At 69.5% G+C, this 15,768-nt stretch carries 13 protein-coding genes; 6 read left to right on the top strand and 7 right to left on the bottom strand.

Translation table 11 applies throughout. From position 1 onward, the window contains the following. Positions 1-22 precede the first annotated feature (22 nt). The 4 genes from AC1DTW_RS01950 to AC1DTW_RS01935 all read right to left on the bottom strand — a co-directional run bounded on the left by AC1DTW_RS01950 (position 23) and on the right by AC1DTW_RS01935 (position 6,585). Positions 23-817 (bottom strand): oxidoreductase, encoded by a 795-nt coding sequence (locus AC1DTW_RS01950; protein ID WP_477978577.1) that lies wholly within the window; start codon positions 815-817, stop codon positions 23-25. 64 nt (positions 818-881) lie between these two features. After that, entirely contained in the window at positions 882-3,974 is a 3,093-nt protein-coding gene (locus AC1DTW_RS01945; protein WP_477978575.1) for an efflux RND transporter permease subunit, read from the bottom strand. Next, positions 3,971-4,984, bottom strand: a complete 1,014-nt coding sequence (locus AC1DTW_RS01940) for an efflux RND transporter periplasmic adaptor subunit (RefSeq protein WP_477978573.1) — start codon at positions 4,982-4,984, stop codon at positions 3,971-3,973. Before AC1DTW_RS01940 ends, AC1DTW_RS01945 begins: the two co-directional genes overlap by 4 nt. A 107-nt stretch (positions 4,985-5,091) precedes the next feature. After that, positions 5,092-6,585 (bottom strand): efflux transporter outer membrane subunit, encoded by a 1,494-nt coding sequence (locus AC1DTW_RS01935; protein WP_477978571.1) that lies wholly within the window; start codon positions 6,583-6,585, stop codon positions 5,092-5,094. Positions 6,586-6,653: 68 nt separating this feature from the next. On the opposite strand from AC1DTW_RS01935, the gene AC1DTW_RS01930 reads away from it, so the two are divergent. The 5 genes from AC1DTW_RS01930 to AC1DTW_RS01910 all read left to right on the top strand — a co-directional run bounded on the left by AC1DTW_RS01930 (position 6,654) and on the right by AC1DTW_RS01910 (position 11,237). Beyond that, positions 6,654-7,304 (top strand): TetR/AcrR family transcriptional regulator, encoded by a 651-nt coding sequence (locus tag AC1DTW_RS01930; RefSeq protein WP_477978569.1) that lies wholly within the window; start codon positions 6,654-6,656, stop codon positions 7,302-7,304. Positions 7,305-7,464: 160 nt separating this feature from the next. Beyond that, positions 7,465-8,475, top strand: coding sequence for a MerR family transcriptional regulator (locus AC1DTW_RS01925; protein WP_477978567.1), 1,011 nt, complete (start codon positions 7,465-7,467; stop codon positions 8,473-8,475). Positions 8,476-8,515: 40 nt separating this feature from the next. Continuing rightward, complete coding sequence (locus tag AC1DTW_RS01920; RefSeq protein ID WP_477978565.1) at positions 8,516-9,391, top strand: class I SAM-dependent methyltransferase; 876 nt, start codon at positions 8,516-8,518, stop codon at positions 9,389-9,391. Between the two features lie 50 nt (positions 9,392-9,441). After that, positions 9,442-9,897, top strand: a complete 456-nt coding sequence (locus tag AC1DTW_RS01915; protein ID WP_477978563.1) for a hypothetical protein — start codon at positions 9,442-9,444, stop codon at positions 9,895-9,897. A gap of 38 nt (positions 9,898-9,935) precedes the next feature. Next, positions 9,936-11,237 (top strand): lytic murein transglycosylase, encoded by a 1,302-nt coding sequence (locus AC1DTW_RS01910; protein ID WP_477978561.1) that lies wholly within the window; start codon positions 9,936-9,938, stop codon positions 11,235-11,237. Between the two features lie 4 nt (positions 11,238-11,241). Here AC1DTW_RS01910 and AC1DTW_RS01905 read toward each other — a convergent pair whose 3' ends face one another. After that, the gene (locus tag AC1DTW_RS01905; RefSeq protein WP_477978559.1) at positions 11,242-11,823 is read right to left on the bottom strand and encodes a putative pterin-binding protein; all 582 of its coding nucleotides are present in this window, start codon (positions 11,821-11,823) and stop codon (positions 11,242-11,244) included. A gap of 144 nt (positions 11,824-11,967) precedes the next feature. Here AC1DTW_RS01905 and AC1DTW_RS01900 point away from each other — a divergent pair, with 144 nt between their 5' ends. Further along, a complete protein-coding gene (locus AC1DTW_RS01900; RefSeq protein ID WP_477978557.1) occupies positions 11,968-13,695 on the top strand; it encodes a carboxylesterase/lipase family protein in 1,728 nt (575 codons plus the stop codon). 25 nt (positions 13,696-13,720) lie between these two features. Here the strand turns inward: AC1DTW_RS01900 and AC1DTW_RS01895 are convergent, their stop codons facing one another. After that, entirely contained in the window at positions 13,721-14,917 is a 1,197-nt protein-coding gene (locus tag AC1DTW_RS01895) for a CaiB/BaiF CoA transferase family protein (protein ID WP_477978555.1), read from the bottom strand. 13 nt (positions 14,918-14,930) lie between these two features. Beyond that, positions 14,931-15,746 (bottom strand): citryl-CoA lyase, encoded by an 816-nt coding sequence (locus tag AC1DTW_RS01890; protein ID WP_477978553.1) that lies wholly within the window; start codon positions 15,744-15,746, stop codon positions 14,931-14,933. Positions 15,747-15,768: the final 22 nt, after the last annotated feature.

Raw genomic sequence — 15,768 nt, 5'->3', positions numbered from 1 at the left:
CGGCTCTTCCCAGAACGCAGGCCTATACCGGCATCTGCATCCGCTTGCGCAAGCTCTTGTCGAACGCCGACGCCGGCACGAAGCGCCTGAGCAGACTGACCGTCGTGGCGTCACGACCGGCCGTGTATCGCAGCTGCGGCGTCGCAGCGCCAGCGGCGGTGATGACTGTCCGGGCCACCACGTCCGGTGGGTCGGCTTTCGCGACCTCGGTGCGCAACACGGTTTCGGCGTTCGCCCGGCCCAGCGCGTAGTGTTCGCTCTGCTGGTCGGCTGCCAGCGCGTTGCTCTCGAACGTGGTGCGGGTGTAGCCCGGTTCGACGAGAACGACCCGGATTCCGCAGCCTCTGACCTCGTGGTCCAGCGCCTGCGAGTAGCCCTCCACCGCGTGCTTGCTGGCCGAATACAGCGCCATGAAGGGCGAGGGAATCAGGCCCATCACCGAGCTGATGTTGACGATGCGTCCCGACCGCTGGTGGCGCATCGAGGGCAGGACCGCCTTGATCATGCGAATCACGCCGAACAGATTGACGTCGAAGACCGACCTGGCCTGTTCGAGCGAGGACTCCTCCGCTGCCCCCACCAACCCGACGCCCGCGTTGTTGACCAGCAGATCGATGCGGCCGGCCTTCGCAAGAATCTCCCGCACCGCGGTGTCGACCGCCTGGTCGCTGGTCACATCGCAGAGCACATAGTCGACGCCCGGAACCTTCGTCGCCGGGAGCTTGCGGTAGGTCCCGAACACACGGTATCCGGCCGCGTGCAGCGCGCGCGCGGTCGCCTCCCCGATACCCGTCGCTGCCCCTGTGACGATCGCCACGGGTTGCGCTTGCTGCTTCTGGTCTCTTGACATTTCGTGTCTCACTTTCCGTTGAAATCTGTTGTCACGCGACGGCCGGCACCGGTGCCGCGTCCGGTGCTCGCGCCGGGCTGTCGCGCCGGATGCGGAACCACGCGGCATACAGCGCCGGCACGAAAACGAGGGTCAGCGCGGTGGCCACGACGAGGCCGCCCATGATCGAGATGGCCATTGGTCCCCAGAAGACGCTGTGGGTGAGCGGGATCATTGCCAGCACCGCGGCGGCGGCCGTCAGCACCACCGGGCGCGAGCGCCGCACCGTGGCGTCGACGATCGCGGCCCAGGGCGCGATGCCGCGCGCGATGTCCTGGTCGATCTGGTCGACGAGGATGATCGCGTTGCGCATGATCATCCCGCCCAGCGCGATCACGCCCAGCAGCGCGACGAAGCCGAACGGCGCCTGGAACAGCAGCAGCGCCGGCACCACGCCGATCAGCGCGAGCGGCCCGGTCATGAACACCATGAACAGCCGCGAGAAGCTCTGCAGCTGGATCATCAGCAGTGTCAGCATCACCGCGAACATCGCCGGGAACACCGCGAACAGCGCCTTGTTGGCCTTGTCGCTTTCCTCGATCGCGCCGCCTTCCTCGATGCGGTAGCCCGCGGGCAGGCTGTCGACGATGGGTTGCAGCGATGGCCGTATCTGCGCCGTGGCGTCCGGCCCCTGCACACCGTCGACGACATCGCTGCGCACGGTGAGCGCCATGTCGCGGTTGCGTCGCCACAGCACCGGCTCCTCGAAGCCCGGTTCCACGCGCGCCACCTGCGACAGCGGCACGGTCACGCCGCTGCGCGTGAACAGCTGCAGGTCGCCGAGCTGACCGATGCGCTTGCGCTCCTCGGGCGTGCCGCGCACGACGACGTCCACGAGCTCCTCTCCGCGGCGAATCTGCGTCACGGGGGCGCCATCCAGCGTGGTCTGCACGAGGCCCTGGATGTCGGCGGTGGACAGGCCCAGCAGCCGTGCCTTGTCCTGGTCGACGTGAACCTGCACGGCGCGGACCTGTTCGTTCCAGTCGAGCTGGGTGTCATGCACCAGCGGACTGCGGCGCACGGCGTCGCGCACCCGGTAGGCGATCTCGCGCACCTGCGCCTTGTCGGGGCCGATGACACGGAACTGGACCGGGAAGCCCACCGGCGGGCCGAACTCGAGACGCAGCACGCGGGCCGTTGCGTCGGGCAGGACCTCGTCGCGGGCGAACAAGCCCGTCAGCCGCGCGCGCACCCGTTCACGGGCCTCGGTGTCGGCCGTCTTGATGACGAACTGCGCGAACCCCGGGTTGGGCAGTTCGGGCTGGATCGACAGGTAGAAGCGCGGCGTGCCGGCGCCTGTGTAGGCGGTGAAGAACTCGATGTCCGGGTCCTTCGCCAGTTGCGCCTCGAGCAGCTTCACCTGGCGCTCTGTGGCGGCGAACGACGCGCCCTCGCGCAGCCGCAGTTCCACCAGCAGTTCCGGCCGCGACGCGGTGGGGAAGAACTGCTGCTGCACCTTCAGCATGCCGGCGCCGGCGATGGCGAAGGCCAGCACCGTGAGGGCCAGGACCCATGTGCGGTGCTGCACCGCCCAGTCGATGACGCGTCGCAGCCGGTGGTAGACGGGCCGGTCGTAAACGTCGTGGTGGGTGCCGGCCAGGTTCTTCGGCAACAGCAAGACGCCGAGGTACGGCGTGAACACCACGGCCACGACCCACGACAGGATCAGCGCGACGCCGACGACCCAGAAGATGCCGCCCGCGTACTGGCCTGCGATCGACTTCGCGAACCCCACCGGCATGAAGCCGGCGGCCGTGACCAGCGTACCGGTCAGCATCGGAAACGCGGTGGTCGTGTACGCGTACGTGGCGGCGCGCAGGCGGTCCCAGCCTTCCTCCAGCTTCACCACCATCATCTCCACCGCGATGATGGCGTCGTCGACCAACAAGCCCAGCGCGATGATCAGTGCGCCCAGCGAGATGCGGTCCAGGTTCCAGCCGGCGGCATACATGACGGCCGCAACCAGCCCGAGCACCAGCGGCACCGACGCGGCGACGACGATGCCGGTGCGCCAGCCCAGGAACAGGAAGGACACCGCCAGCACGATGGCCAGCGCCTCCAGGAACGAGCGCTCGAACTCCCAGACCGACTCCGCCACCACACGCGGCTGGTCGGCGTACTGCTGGATCTCCACACCCGCCGGCAGTTCCTGCCGGACCTGCGTCAGCCGCTGCTCGAGCGCGTGCCCGAAGTCGAGCACGTTGCCGTTGGCCTGCATGGTCACGCCGATGGCCAGCACTGGCACGCCGTTGTGGCGGATGGTCAGGCTCGGCGGATCTTCGTAGCCGGTGCGCACGGTCGCGATGTCGGCCAGCTGAAGCAGTTGGCCGCCCACTTCGAGCGTCACGTTGGCGATGTCTGCGGCGCTGCGCAGCCCGCCATCCACGCGCACCTGCACGCGGTCGTGCGTGGCATCTGCCGAACCGGCCGGGGCGACCAGGTTCTGCCGTGCCAGCGCGTCGAACACCGCCGTGGGCGGAATGCCCAGGGCCGCCAGCCGCTGCGTCGACAGCTCCACATACACGCGCTCGGCCTGCTTGCCCAGCACGTCGACCTTGGCGGCCCCGGGCACGCCCTGGAGGCTGCGCTTTACTTCTTCGGTGACGACCAGCAGCTCGGCCATCGACAGCTGCGGCGCGCTCAGCGCATAGAGCACGCTGTAGCGGTCGTTGTACTCGTCGTTGAAGAACGGCCCGCGCACGCCGTCGGGGAACTCCTGCCGCACGTCGCCGATCTTCTTGCGCACCTGGTACCAGGCCTCGTCCAGCTCCGCCTTGCTGCTGCCGCCCTTCATCCACAGCGTGATGCCACCGTAGCCCTGGCGCGCGAAGCTGCGCACGTATTCGAAGTGATCCAGCTCCTGCAGCTTGCGCTCGATGCGGTTGAGCACCTGGTCCTGCACGTCCTGTGCGGTAGCGCCTGGCCAAACGACGACGGCCGTCATCTGCGGCACGTCGAAATTGGGGTCCTCCAGGCGGCCGAGCCGGCTGAACGAGAAGCCACCGACGATCAGTGTCGTGATGATCAGGAACAGCACCATCGGCCGGTGCGTGACGGCCCATTCCGAGAGGTTGAAGCGTTTCATGAATTGCTCTTCGCGATGCGGGCGAGCGCGCCTTCGGGCGTGCGCTCGATGGCGCGCACGGTGATGCCGGCATCGAGCTTCTGTGCGCCGACGCTGACGACCCGGCTGCCGGCGGCCAGGCCGGTGACCTGCACCGAGGCATCGTCCATCTGCACCACCTGGACCGGTTTGAAGACCAGGCCGGATCCCTTGGCGTCCAGCACCCAGACGCCTTCCGACCCGCTCGCCTTCACCAGCGCGGTGACCGGCAGAACTGCGGCCGCCGCGCCGGTGGGCTGGCTGGACAGGTTCAGCTGCATGGTGCTGCCCAGCGGGAGCGCGGCGGCCGCTGCGCTTGATTCGGCGGTCGCGGCATAGCGCACGCGGAAGGTTCGGCCCTGCGCGCTGGCCACCGGAGAGAGCTCACGCAGCACGAGCCGCAGCGAAGGCTGGGTGTCGTGCCAGCGCGTGGCCGTGGCGGCGAGCGTGCGCACGCGGCCCACCCACTCCTCCGGCAGATCGGCGACGATCTCGCGCTCGCCGTCCCGGGCCAGTGACAGCACGGGCTGGCCTTCCGTGACCACCTGGCCACGCTCGAAACGCAGCGCGGTGATGACGCCGGCATAGGGCGCGACCAGCGTGGTGTAGCCCTGCCGGTTGCGCGCCAGGTCGAGCTGGCGGCGCGCCTGATCGAGCCGGGCCGCGGCCGCTTCGGCGCGGGCCTTCTGGCGCTCGTGATCGGCACTGCCGACCGAATCGTCGGCCAGCAAGCGACGCAAGCGGGCCTCGTCGGATGCGGCCTGCTGCGCATCGACCGATGCCGCCTGCATCTGATCGGCGGCGGCACTCGCGGCCAACTGGTAGTCGGCCGGATCGAGCCGCGCCAGTCGCTGGCCGGCCTTCACCGCGTCGCCCACCTCGACCAGGCGATCCACCACCTTGCCGGCAGCGCGGAAGCCCAGGTCCGTTTCGACGTGGGCCCGGACGACGGAGGTGAACGAGCGCGTCTGCGAGGACACGGCCTCGGTCACGGTCGTCACGAAGACCGGCTTGGGCTTGGCGACAGGCGCGGGCGGGCCGCTGCAGGCGGCCAGCAGAACGCCGACCGCGGCCAGGGCCAGATGGGGGGAAGTTCTGTTCACTGAGGGGTCCTCTCGGCAGGCGAAGTCATGGCAGTGCGGTCGGCGTTGGCCGGCACGAAGCCGCCGCCCAGCGCCTTGTAGAGCTGCAGGTCGGCCAGCACCTGCTGCAGGCGGCTGTCCGACAGTGCGAGTTCGCTGGACAGCACCGATCGCTGCACATCCAGCAGCACCAGCAGGTCGATCTGTCCTTCACGCTGCAGCGATTGCGCGCGTTGCAGCGAACGGCGGCGGTGGTCGACCGTGCTGGCGAGCGCAGCGGCTCGTTCGGCCTCCTGGGCGCGCACGAGCAGACTGTCCTCGACCTCCTGCACGGCGACGAGCACCGCCTTCTGCCAGACCAGCAGCGCCTCGTCGGCCCGCGCGGACTGCGTGCGGATGCCGGCGTCGATGCGGCCGGCGTTGAAGATCGGCGCGGCAAAGGCCAGCGCGACGTTCGAGAAGTGCACCGGCGCGAGATCCAGCGCATTCAGCCGCAGGTCCTCGCGGCCGAACAGGGCGCTCAGGAAGAGCTTGGGCCAATATTGGGCTCGCGCCTCCGCGCCGCGCAGCGTCTCGGCCGCGACGCGCGACTCGGCAGCGATCAGGTCGGGACGACGCCGCAGCAGTTCGCTGGGCTGGCCGGTGCCGATCTCGCGCGCCCCAGGCCATGCGAAGCCTGCGTTCTCACCGACGACGCGGGCCGACGGGTTGCGGCCCAGCAGCACGGCCAGCCGCGTCTGCGAGATGCCCGCCAGCGTCCGCAACGGAGGTACCTGCGCATCGAGCGCGTTGGCCTCGGCGCGCGCGCGGTCCAGGTCGAAGGCACTGGCCTCGCCTTCGCGCTGACGGCTGGCGACGCGGTTGGCCGTCTCGCGCTGGGCCGCGGCGAGGGCTTGCACGATGCGCAGACGCTCCTCGGCGCTTCGGAGCACGAAATATTGCCGCGCCACCTCGCTGGCCAGCAGCAGCCGTGCGCCTTCCACACCGGCCGCTGCGGCGGCGGCATCGGCCTGCGCCGCGTCGCGCGCCGCACGCACGCCACCGGCCAGGTCGATCTCCCACGCCACATCGACGCCCGCGCGCAGTGCACGCGCATCTGGCATGCCTTGCTTGACCGGTGCGGGCAGTCCGCTGTCGCTGCGCGAGGCGGACGCCTGCACACCCACGGTGGGCCACAGACGCGATGCCTGAGCATCGCGTGCGGCGCGAGCCTGGGCGACACGTTGCAGCGCGATCGCCACATCCTGGTTGGCGATCAATCCCTCTTCGACCAGTGCGGTCAACGTCGCATCGCCGTAGCCGGCCCACCAGGCGCCATCGAAGACAGCGGCGCCAGCCGACCCGGCCTGCGTGAATGCGGCGGACAGCGGCACCGAAGGCGCCGGCGGCTGCAGTGGCGGCACCGAGCAGGCCGACAGGATCGCCAGCGCCGCGGCGGCCGGCACGAGGAGGATCGGTCGGACACCGGACTGGCGATGGCGGTGCGAGGCGGGCGTTGTGAAAGGCTTCATATACTGTACGATTTAGTCCAGTAAGTATAGTGACATATAATGGACTGTCAAGTACAGAAAAGACGCCGATGCCCCGAACCGAGAAGCAAGTCGAGTCCCCACCGCGTCGCGGCCGGCCGCGCGACCCCGAGCGCTTGCGGCGCATCGTGGAAGCCGCGCACAGCCACTTCAATGCGCACGGCCTGGAGCGGGCCAGCGTCGACGCCATCGCCGCCGACGCGGGCGTCTCGAAGATGACCATCTACAGCCACTTCGCTTCGAAGGAAGGGCTGTTCGAGGCGGTGATTCGCGATCGCACCGACCGCGTGATGGGCGGAGTCGCCGGCGTCGAAGCGCTGGACCCGGCGCAGCCTCAGAAGGCTCTGCTGGCCGTCGGAGAGCAATTCCTGGCGCTGGCGCGCGAAGCGGAGGCGCTGGGCCAGTTTCGCTCGCTCTACGGCGCTGCAGGGTCACAGCCCGAGGCGTGCCGCGCCTTTTACAGGCAGGGGGCCGACAGGCTGATCGGCGACCTGGCGGCCTATCTGCGTCGCGCCGATGCGCAGGGCGCGCTCAACGTACGGCACCCGCGGCAGGCGGCGGATCTGTTCCTGTCGATGTTCCTTGGCGATGGCCACATCCGCGGGCTGCTGATGCTCGAAATGCCCGACGCGAGGGAAGACAGGGCACTGCTGCGGGAGGCGGTGCGGGTGTTCATGGCGGCTTATGCGAAAGCACCTTGACGCGCAAGGAGTCATTCGCGACCGACCACTCACGGAGCGCGCGCCGGCGTCAACCTTGACGCCTCCATCAAGGATGTCAGAGGGACTCCGTCGGCGCCGCAAGACCTGAGTTCCTCGGTGTCTCCGAATGGCTGGCGCGCCGTGCATGGATACTCACCGCATGCTCCTCAAAGTCGGCGAACTGGCCAAGCGCACCGGTCTGACCGTGCGCGCATTGCATCACTACGACAGCATCGGTTTGCTGCGACCCTCGGGGCGCTCCGACAGCGGCTATCGGCTGTACAGCCGTGACGATGTTGCGCGACTGCATGGCATCCAGACCCTGCGCCGCATGGGCCTGGCGCTTGGCGATGTGGCGCAGTTGCTTGACGGCGGCGCTGTGACGCTACCGGCCATCCTTGCGCAGCAGATCGGGACGCTGGATCAGGAGATCGCGCAGGCCCAGGCATTGCGCGAGCGGCTCCGCGTGATGCAAATGATCCTCGCGAGGGGTGGTCAGCCGGAGATCGACGACTGGCTCGCCAGCCTGTCGATGATGAGCACGTTCGAGCAGTATTTCAGCGCTGGCGAGCTCAAGCTCGTCTTCGAGCGGTGGAAGCGCATCGAGGCCGAGTGGCCACCATTGTTGCAGGCGATCCGCGACGCGATGGAACGCGCCGTGGCGCCCGATTCGATCGAGTTGCAGCCGCTGGCGCGGCGATGGATCGACGTGTCGGCGCGCTGGATGAACGGCGACATCGCGCTTCTGAAGCGCTGGGGCAGCATGTTTCGCGAGCAGCCCGGTCTGCCGCTGCCCAGCGGGATGGATCGCGCCTTGCTGGGGTACATCGACCAGGCGATTCAGCTGCGGCTCGCTGTGGTTGCCAAGTACATCAGTGCGGACGAACTGCAGCGCCTGGACAAGACACTGGATCCAGAGTGGCGCGCACTCGCAGAGCGCGTCGAGCGCCTGATGGCCGATGGCGTGCCGCCGCATTCCGCGCAAGCACGCCAGCTGGCGCGCGAATGGCAAGCTCTGCTGGACCGGATGGTGGGCCACGACGCCACCTTGCGCGCAAAGCTGCTCGCGGCCTACGAGAACGAGCCGCTGCTCCAAGCTGGAACGGCCTTCACGCCGGAAGTACGGCGCTACGTGTGGCGGGCCGCGGCCCTTGACCCTCACGCAACGTGAGGGTGGACGATCGGATGTCTACTTCACCAGGAGGTTCCCGATGTCCACGTTGCCGACCAACATCGTTCGCCAGGGCGAGCCGAGCCGCTCGGCGCTGACGGTTGCCTCGTTGCGCGCTGTGCACCAGTTGCTCGACGAGCCTCTGGTCTTCGCGGATCCGATGGCGCTGCCTCTGCTGGGCGCGTCCGCCGAGGCCGCGCTGCGGGACGATCCGTTCGTGCTGAACGATCCGATGTCGCGGGGCCTTCGCGGCGCACTGGTCGTGCGCAGCCGGTTCGTCGAGGATGAGCTCTCGCGCTGCGTGGCGGCGGGCGCGCGCCAGTACGTCTTGTTGGGCGCCGGTCTCGACACCTTCGCGTATCGCAATCCTTATGGCGATGAGGGCCTGCGGGTGTTCGAGGTGGACCATGCGGGCACACAGCGCTGGAAGCAGCAGCTGTTGGCCGAGGCCGGCATCGGCGTGCCTGCGTCGCTGACTTTCGTGCCAGTGGACTTCGAGCGCGACGATCTGGGCGGCGCGCTGCGGCAGGCGGGGTTTCGGGGCGACCAGCCGGCCTGCGTCAGCTGGATGGGCGTGACCATGTACCTGACGGCCGACGCGGTGCTGAGGACACTCGGCACGGTGGCCGGCTTTGCCGCGGGCAGCTGCCTGTGCTTCGACTACCGCGTTCCGCCGACGATGCTCAACCCGATCGAGCGCGTGGTCAGTGAAGTCCTCGAGCTGCAGATTGCGGCGCTCGGTGAGCCATGGTTGTCGACCTTCGATCCCGCGCAGTTGCAGAGTCAGCTGCTCGAGCTGGGTTTCAGTTCCGCAGCGAGTGCCACGCCGGACGATCTCAACCTGCGCTACTTCGCGCGGCGCAAGGACGGGTTGCGCACGGGCGGTGGTGTTCGCATCATGTGTGCGAACAAGTGATGTCGCTGGGCAAGTTCTGAAGGCACTCGCTTCAGGCGCAGAATGATTCGATGCACGCCGAGTCCCGTGCCATCGCTGCGATCTTGACGGTGCTGCTGCACCTGCTGATCGTGTTCGCGCTGATGCGCGCCGCACCCAGCGCGGTCAGGCCGCCACCGCAACCGCCGGCCGAGCAGGAAGCCACCGCCGACAGGCTCCACGGCGCAGGCGAGCAGATCGTCAGCGTCGACATCAGTCCCGGCCTGTCGACAACGAGCGGACTCGTGTGCGCCGGCAGCAGCTACATCGGGGTCGGGGTCACCGCCGACCCGGGCTCGGAGCGCATCATTCTCGTCGGCGACGACACCCCGGCATCCCGGGCCGGCCTGCGGCACGATGACATCGTGCTGAACCCGAGTGTCTGGCGCGATGCCCACACGCCAGGCGCCTTGCTGCAGGTCGTGATCTTGCGCGAAGGCGTGAAGATGGCGGTGTCGGTGCTGGTGGGCAAGATCTGCATCGGGTGACCGGCAAGCCCACGCGGGTCGTCGGCGAAAATCCAAGGATGCACAGACTCATTTCTCCGCCGCCGCGACGCGGTCGGCCCGCTTCGATCGCGCTGCTGCTGCTGCTGGCGGCCCTGTCGGGCTGCGCCGCGGCGCCGTCGAGCGAAGCCCAGACGCCGCCGCCTCTGCCGGCCGTCGGTGCGCCGCCGATCCAGGCCGCGACCGACGAGGCAGCGCTGCGCCAAGGCTTCGCGCGCTGGGTCGCCGGCTTCCGCGCCAGCGCGCGCGCCGCCGGCATCGACGCCGTGACGCTGAATGCCGCGCTCGATGGTGTGCAGTACCTGCCGCGCGTCGTCGAGCAGGATCGCGTGCAGCCCGAGTTCACGCGCACGGTCTGGGATTACCTCGACAGCGCCGTGACGCCGCAACGCGTCGCGACGGGTCAGGACAAGCTGGCGCAGCTGCGCGGCGTGGCCGATGCCGCGGCCGCTCGCTATGGCGTGCCAGCGAACGTCATCGTTGCGATCTGGGGCATCGAGAGCAACTTCGGCAGCAACTACGGCGACACGCCGACCATCGACGCGCTCGCGACCCTGGCCTTCGAGGGCCGGCGCGAGGACTGGGCGCGCGGCCAGTTGCTCGCGGCGTTGAAGATTCTGCAGAGCGGCGACATCGCCCGCGCCGACATGGTCGGATCGTGGGCCGGCGCGATGGGCCAGACGCAGTTCCTGCCGTCGAACTTTCTGGCCTACGCGGTGGACGCCGACGGCGATGGCCGGCGCGATGTCTGGGGCAGCATGGCCGACGTCATCGCGTCGACCGCGAACTTCCTGGCGCGCTCGGGCTGGCAGGCGGGGCAGCCATCGTCGGTCGAGGTCCGGTTGCCGCCGGGCTTCGATCCCGGCCGCGCCGACGACGCGCTGCGCCAGTCCAGCGCGCAGTGGGCCGCCGAGGGGGTGCGCACGATCGACGGCGCGACGTTGCCGGAGTTGACCGATGCCGCGATCCTGCTGCCGGCCGGTGCGCGCGGGCCGGCCTTCCTGGTCGGGCGCAACTTCCGCGCGATCCTGCGTTACAACAACTCGGCGAGCTACGCACTCGCGGTCGGCCTGCTGGCGCAGCGCCTGCTCGGTGGTCCGGGCGTGCAGGCGCCGTGGCCGCGCGATCTGCCGGCGCTGTCGCGCAGCGAGTTGCTGGCGTTGCAGACGGCGCTGAACCAGCGCGGCTTCGCCAGCGGCACGCCCGACGGGATGTTGGGTCCGGCCACGCGCGACGGGCTGCGTCGCTACCAGCGCAGCATCGGCGTGCCTGCCGACGGTTACCCGACGCCGGATCTGCTTCGACGCCTGCAAGCCCCGTAGCGGCTCAGACCGCTTTGACCTCGATCGCGTACAGGCCCCACGGGCACATCGCGAAGCGCTCCTTCAGCGGCTTGTCCCTGAAGGCCGGCACGCGGTCGGCGTCGTAGACGGCCCACAGCGGCCCGAGGCCGCCGATGCGCATCGGATGACCGTCGATGCGGTCGGCGACGATCATCCGGTAGCTGCGCGCGTCGGCCAGACTGATGGCGATCGTGTAGCCATCGAGCGCGCGCAGGGCCAGCACCACCGAGGCATTCGGGCGCACGCCGGCGGCCTCGACCACCGAGCTCAGCAGCGGGCCGCTGAGCTTGTGCGGGCGCGCATCGTATTCGAGCGTCGGCTCGATCGTGATCGCCGGCAGCCGGCCGAGCAGCGCCGAATCGAACTCGAACGCGCGTTCGAAGCCGGCACCGTGCTTGACCATCAGCTGATCGAGCGCCGGGTCCAGCGGCCCGCGGTTCGTCTTGCCGATCGCGCCGCTGACCGTGAGGATGGAAAGCCCGCGCCGGGTACTCGACTCGGCGCCGGCGGACACCGGGACGGACGCGGCCACGGCCGCCGCGGTCAGAAGCTGACGTCTTTTCATGAGCACTCCATGCGCCGGATCGGCTCGGTATTCTGGGCCTCCCCGCGAACGGGTGGATGCGCTCGGCTCGCTCAGGGTTTGTCCGATGGGGGCCGGCACAAGTTGGCCCGTACCGTCAGGCCCGAACCAACGGGAGCCGACGAAATGCAAAGAATCTCACTCCTTGTCGCGTGCGCTGCCTTCGCGTGGCAGGCCACGGCCTCGGCGCAAGGCGCCTCGCCGGTCGTCGAGCGACAGACCCGCTTCGGCGCGGTCGTCGGCGTCGACGACTCTTCCGCCACCGGCACCTATGCCTGGAAGGGCGTGCCGTTCGCGAAGCCGCCGGTCGGCGATCTGCGCTGGAAGGCGCCGGTCGACCCCGACGGCTGGGCCGCGCCGCGGCCCGCGCAGCAGTTCGGCAATGCCTGCGTTCAATACGGGCGCATCTACGGTCCCGGCGCGAACAACCGCTACGACGCGACGATCGGCACGACGCTGAACCAGGCCGTTGGCAGCGAGGATTGCCTGTACCTGAACATCTGGCGCCCGGCCGATCGGCGCGGCGGCCGGCCGGTGATCGTCTTCGTGCACGGCGGCAGCAATGTCTCGGGCTACACCGCCGACCCGGTCTACGACGGCGCGGCGCTGGCGAAGGCGGCCGACGCGGTCGTCGTCAGCGTCAACTACCGACTCGGCATCTTCGGCTTTCTCGACGTGCCGCAACTCAAGTCGGGCACCGACGCGCAGGAAGACTCGGGCAACTTCGCGCTGCAGGACATCATCAAGGCGCTGAAGTTCATCCAGCACGACATCGCCAAGTTCGGCGGCAACCCGACCAACGTCACGCTGATGGGCCAGTCGGCCGGCGCGATCGATGTCTATGCACTGCTGACGACGCCGAGCACCGTCGAGGCCCGCCCGCGGCTGTTCCATCGCGCGGCACCGTTGAGCGGCGGCATCTCGCTCGCGACCAACCTGCCACCCGGCCGCCTGCCGACGCTGAACCCCGCGTCGTTCTACCTGACCCAGGGCAACCGGCTGCTGTACAGCCTGGTGATCGCCGACGGCCTGGCGCCCGACCTCGCCGGCGCGACCGCCTGGGTCGCGAGCCAACCGGCCGCGCAGGTCGCGGCCTACCTGCGCTCGAAGACGCCGGCGACGCTGCTGTTCACGCTGCTGACCAAGCTCGGCCCGCTCGGGCTGGCCGGCTCCGGGCCGATTCCCGACGGCGCGATGCTGCCGGTCGATCCGATCGCCGCGATCGCCGCCGGCAACTACGCGCACGTGCCGGTGCTCGCGAGCAACACGCGCGACGAAGGCAAGCTGTTCCCGACCTTCCTGACGCTGTTCGGCGGGCCGAGCGGCCGCCTCGTCACCGACAAGCAGCTGTTCGACATCCAGCAGGCCTACCAGCCCGATGCGCCGCCGCAGATCACGATCGGGCAGTGGATTCCGGCCGCCTATCTGCCGGTCACGACGCCGGTGACCGGCTTCAACGCGAAGACCGAGCTGCTGAACCAGATCTTCCTCGTCGCGGCCGCCGACAACGTGCTGGCCGCGCTGAAATCGCAGCAGAACGAGGTCTGGTACTACCGCTTCGACTGGGACCAGGAGCCGGCCCCGTTCAACGACATCTACGGCGCCGCGCACGCCTTCGACCTGGCGTTCCTCTTCGGCAACTTCGGGCCGTCGCTGTTCTCGAACATCGCGAACTCCACGGCCAATCGCCCGGGCCGGCTCGCGCTGTCGCAGGCGATGATGGCCAGCCTCGCTGCGTTCGCGCGCAGCGGCGATCCGAACGCGCCGGCGGCGCTCGGCGTGACCTGGCCGGCCTGGCCGTCGAAGCTGATCTTCGATGCGACGCCGGTGTCGACGGCGATCTCGGTGCAGTAGCGGTTCGCGCAGCGAACCGGCGCGCTCACTCGGGCGCGCGTGGCGTCCACGGCGATACGCCCGAACGCAGCGCCTCGTTGTGGTCGCCGAGCAGGGGCGGCGCGGTGACTTCGAGCGCCCGCTCACCGTCGAAGCTCACCGGTGAGCGCACGGTGCGCCAGCGGCCGCCCTGCGGATCGGCAGGGTGCGCCGCATCGACGAAGAGCTGCAGGTGCCTGGCCTGCGGATCGTCGGGCACCTCGTTCGTGTCGTACACCGGCGCGTACGGCACGTCGAGCGCCTCCAGGCGGCGGCACCACTCGGCGCGCTCGCGGGTGCGGAAGATCGCGCTCAGCAATTCGATCAGCTCGCTCTGGTGCGCGATGCGCGCCTCGCGCGTCGCGAAGCGCGGGTCTTCGAACAATGTCGGTCGCTCGATCGCGCTCGCGAGGCCTTCCCAGAACTTCGGCGGCGACGACATGTGCAGCGCGATCCACTTGCCGCCCGCGCAGGGCAGCACGTAGCTCTGCGAGACGCTCGGCCGGCTGAACGGCCCCATCACTTCGCCTTCGGAGAACAGGTGCGTGAACGCGTCGAGGTTGAAGTGCGTCATCGCCTCGAACATCGACACTTCGACGCGGCGCCCCCGGGCGCCGCCTTCGGAGTTCGGGCGACCCCGATCGGTCTTCTGCTTCTCGCGCTCGTACAGCGCACCGAGGATGCCGTAGGCCGCGTAGAAGCCGGTGATTGCGTCGGCCAGCGCCGGCCCGACGACGCGCGGATTCGCCGGGTTGATCAACAGCTTCAGAAAGCCGCTCGCCGCCTGTGCGACGGTGTCGTAGCTCGGCCGCGCGGCGGCCGGGCCGTCGGGCCCGAAGCCGCTGATCGCGCAGTAAATCAGGCGCGGGTTGAGCTCGCGCAGCCGCGCCTCGCCGGCTCCGATCTTCTCGGCCACGCCGGGTCGGAAGTTCTGGATGTAGACGTCGGCTTCGGCGACCAGCCCCTCGAAGCGCGCGAGGTCGTCCTTCTGCCGCGTGTCGAGCGTGACGCTCTTCTTGTTGCGGTTGTAGGTCTGGTAGTGCGGGCTGTACAGGCCGCCGCGGAACGCGCGGAACGGGTCGCCGGCCGGCTGCTCGACCTTGATGACCTCGGCGCCGAGGTCGGCGAGCAGCATCGAGGCCGCCGGGCCGGTGATGAAGGTGCCGTGCTCGACCACGCGCACCCCTGCGAGAACCTTGCTCATGGGTCGTGTTTCCTCAGACCGCTGTCTTCGGCGTGAAGCCCGGCGGCAGCTCGCCGGTGTAGTGCTGCTCGCGCGTCGCCTGGTACGACAGCGCGAAGCCGATCGGGTGGCTCAGCTCCTCGGTCAGGTGGCCGATCAGCCCGGCGCAGCGCGCCAGGATCGGCACGCCCTTCAGTGCCTCGGCCGGGAAACCGACGTCGAGCAGCACCGCGGGGATCGCGGCCGACACGTTGAGGCGCAGGTCGCGGCCGGTCAGCGCGGGCAGCACCGATTCGATCGCCTCGGCGATGCGCACGAAATGCATCGTCGCGCCGGCTTCGGCCGCCACCGCGAACAGGCGCGCGACCCGCGGGTCGCGCGCCTTGTGCTGCGGGTGGCCGTAGCCGGGGATCGCCTCCTTGCGTTCGCGCAGCTCGCGCACGACCTCGCGGGCGGCGTCTTCGAGCGACAGCGACTTCTCCTTCGCGAGCGCATCGACGCGCAGGAACAGTCGGCCCGCGGTCTCGGAAGCGCCGAGGATCACCGACCCGCAACCCAGGATGCCGGCCGCCACCGCGCCCTGGATCGCATCGGGCGCGGCCGCCAGCGTCATGCGGCTGGCCTGCACGCTCGGCACCAGGCCGTGCTCGGCGATCGCCACCAGCGTGGCGTCGAGCACGCGGCTCGCGATCGCGTCGGGCCGGCGCCCGGTGACGAGGAGGTGGAAGTAGTCGACGAAGCCGAGCTTGCCGATCAGGTCTTCGCAGAGGTCGGCGCCGCGCACGACGATGGTCTCTTCGTCGTAGGTGCAGATCGCCGATTCGGGAACGGTGGCCTTGCCGATCTTCATGGGGTGCTTTCGATTGCCAGGA

Source organism: Rhizobacter sp. P5_A1, from assembly GCF_056400745.1.
This window is presented reverse-complemented; position numbering and strand designations above follow the sequence as displayed.

Bases quoted from the DNA above. Each gene is read 5' to 3' on its own strand.
- AC1DTW_RS01935 (WP_477978571.1), bottom strand. From the start codon at position 6,585: ATGAAGCCTTTCACAACGCCCGCCTCGCACCGCCATCGCCAGTCCGGT.
- AC1DTW_RS01900 (WP_477978557.1), top strand. From the start codon at position 11,968: ATGCAAAGAATCTCACTCCTTGTCGCGTGCGCTGCCTTCGCGTGGCAG.
- AC1DTW_RS01910 (WP_477978561.1), top strand. From the start codon at position 9,936: ATGCACAGACTCATTTCTCCGCCGCCGCGACGCGGTCGGCCCGCTTCG.
- AC1DTW_RS01920 (WP_477978565.1), top strand. From the start codon at position 8,516: ATGTCCACGTTGCCGACCAACATCGTTCGCCAGGGCGAGCCGAGCCGC.
- AC1DTW_RS01915 (WP_477978563.1), top strand. From the start codon at position 9,442: ATGCACGCCGAGTCCCGTGCCATCGCTGCGATCTTGACGGTGCTGCTG.
- AC1DTW_RS01895 (WP_477978555.1), bottom strand. From the start codon at position 14,917: ATGAGCAAGGTTCTCGCAGGGGTGCGCGTGGTCGAGCACGGCACCTTC.
- AC1DTW_RS01905 (WP_477978559.1), bottom strand. From the start codon at position 11,823: ATGAAAAGACGTCAGCTTCTGACCGCGGCGGCCGTGGCCGCGTCCGTC.
- AC1DTW_RS01945 (WP_477978575.1), bottom strand. From the start codon at position 3,974: ATGAAACGCTTCAACCTCTCGGAATGGGCCGTCACGCACCGGCCGATG.
- AC1DTW_RS01930 (WP_477978569.1), top strand. From the start codon at position 6,654: ATGCCCCGAACCGAGAAGCAAGTCGAGTCCCCACCGCGTCGCGGCCGG.
- AC1DTW_RS01925 (WP_477978567.1), top strand. From the start codon at position 7,465: ATGCTCCTCAAAGTCGGCGAACTGGCCAAGCGCACCGGTCTGACCGTG.
- AC1DTW_RS01890 (WP_477978553.1), bottom strand. From the start codon at position 15,746: ATGAAGATCGGCAAGGCCACCGTTCCCGAATCGGCGATCTGCACCTAC.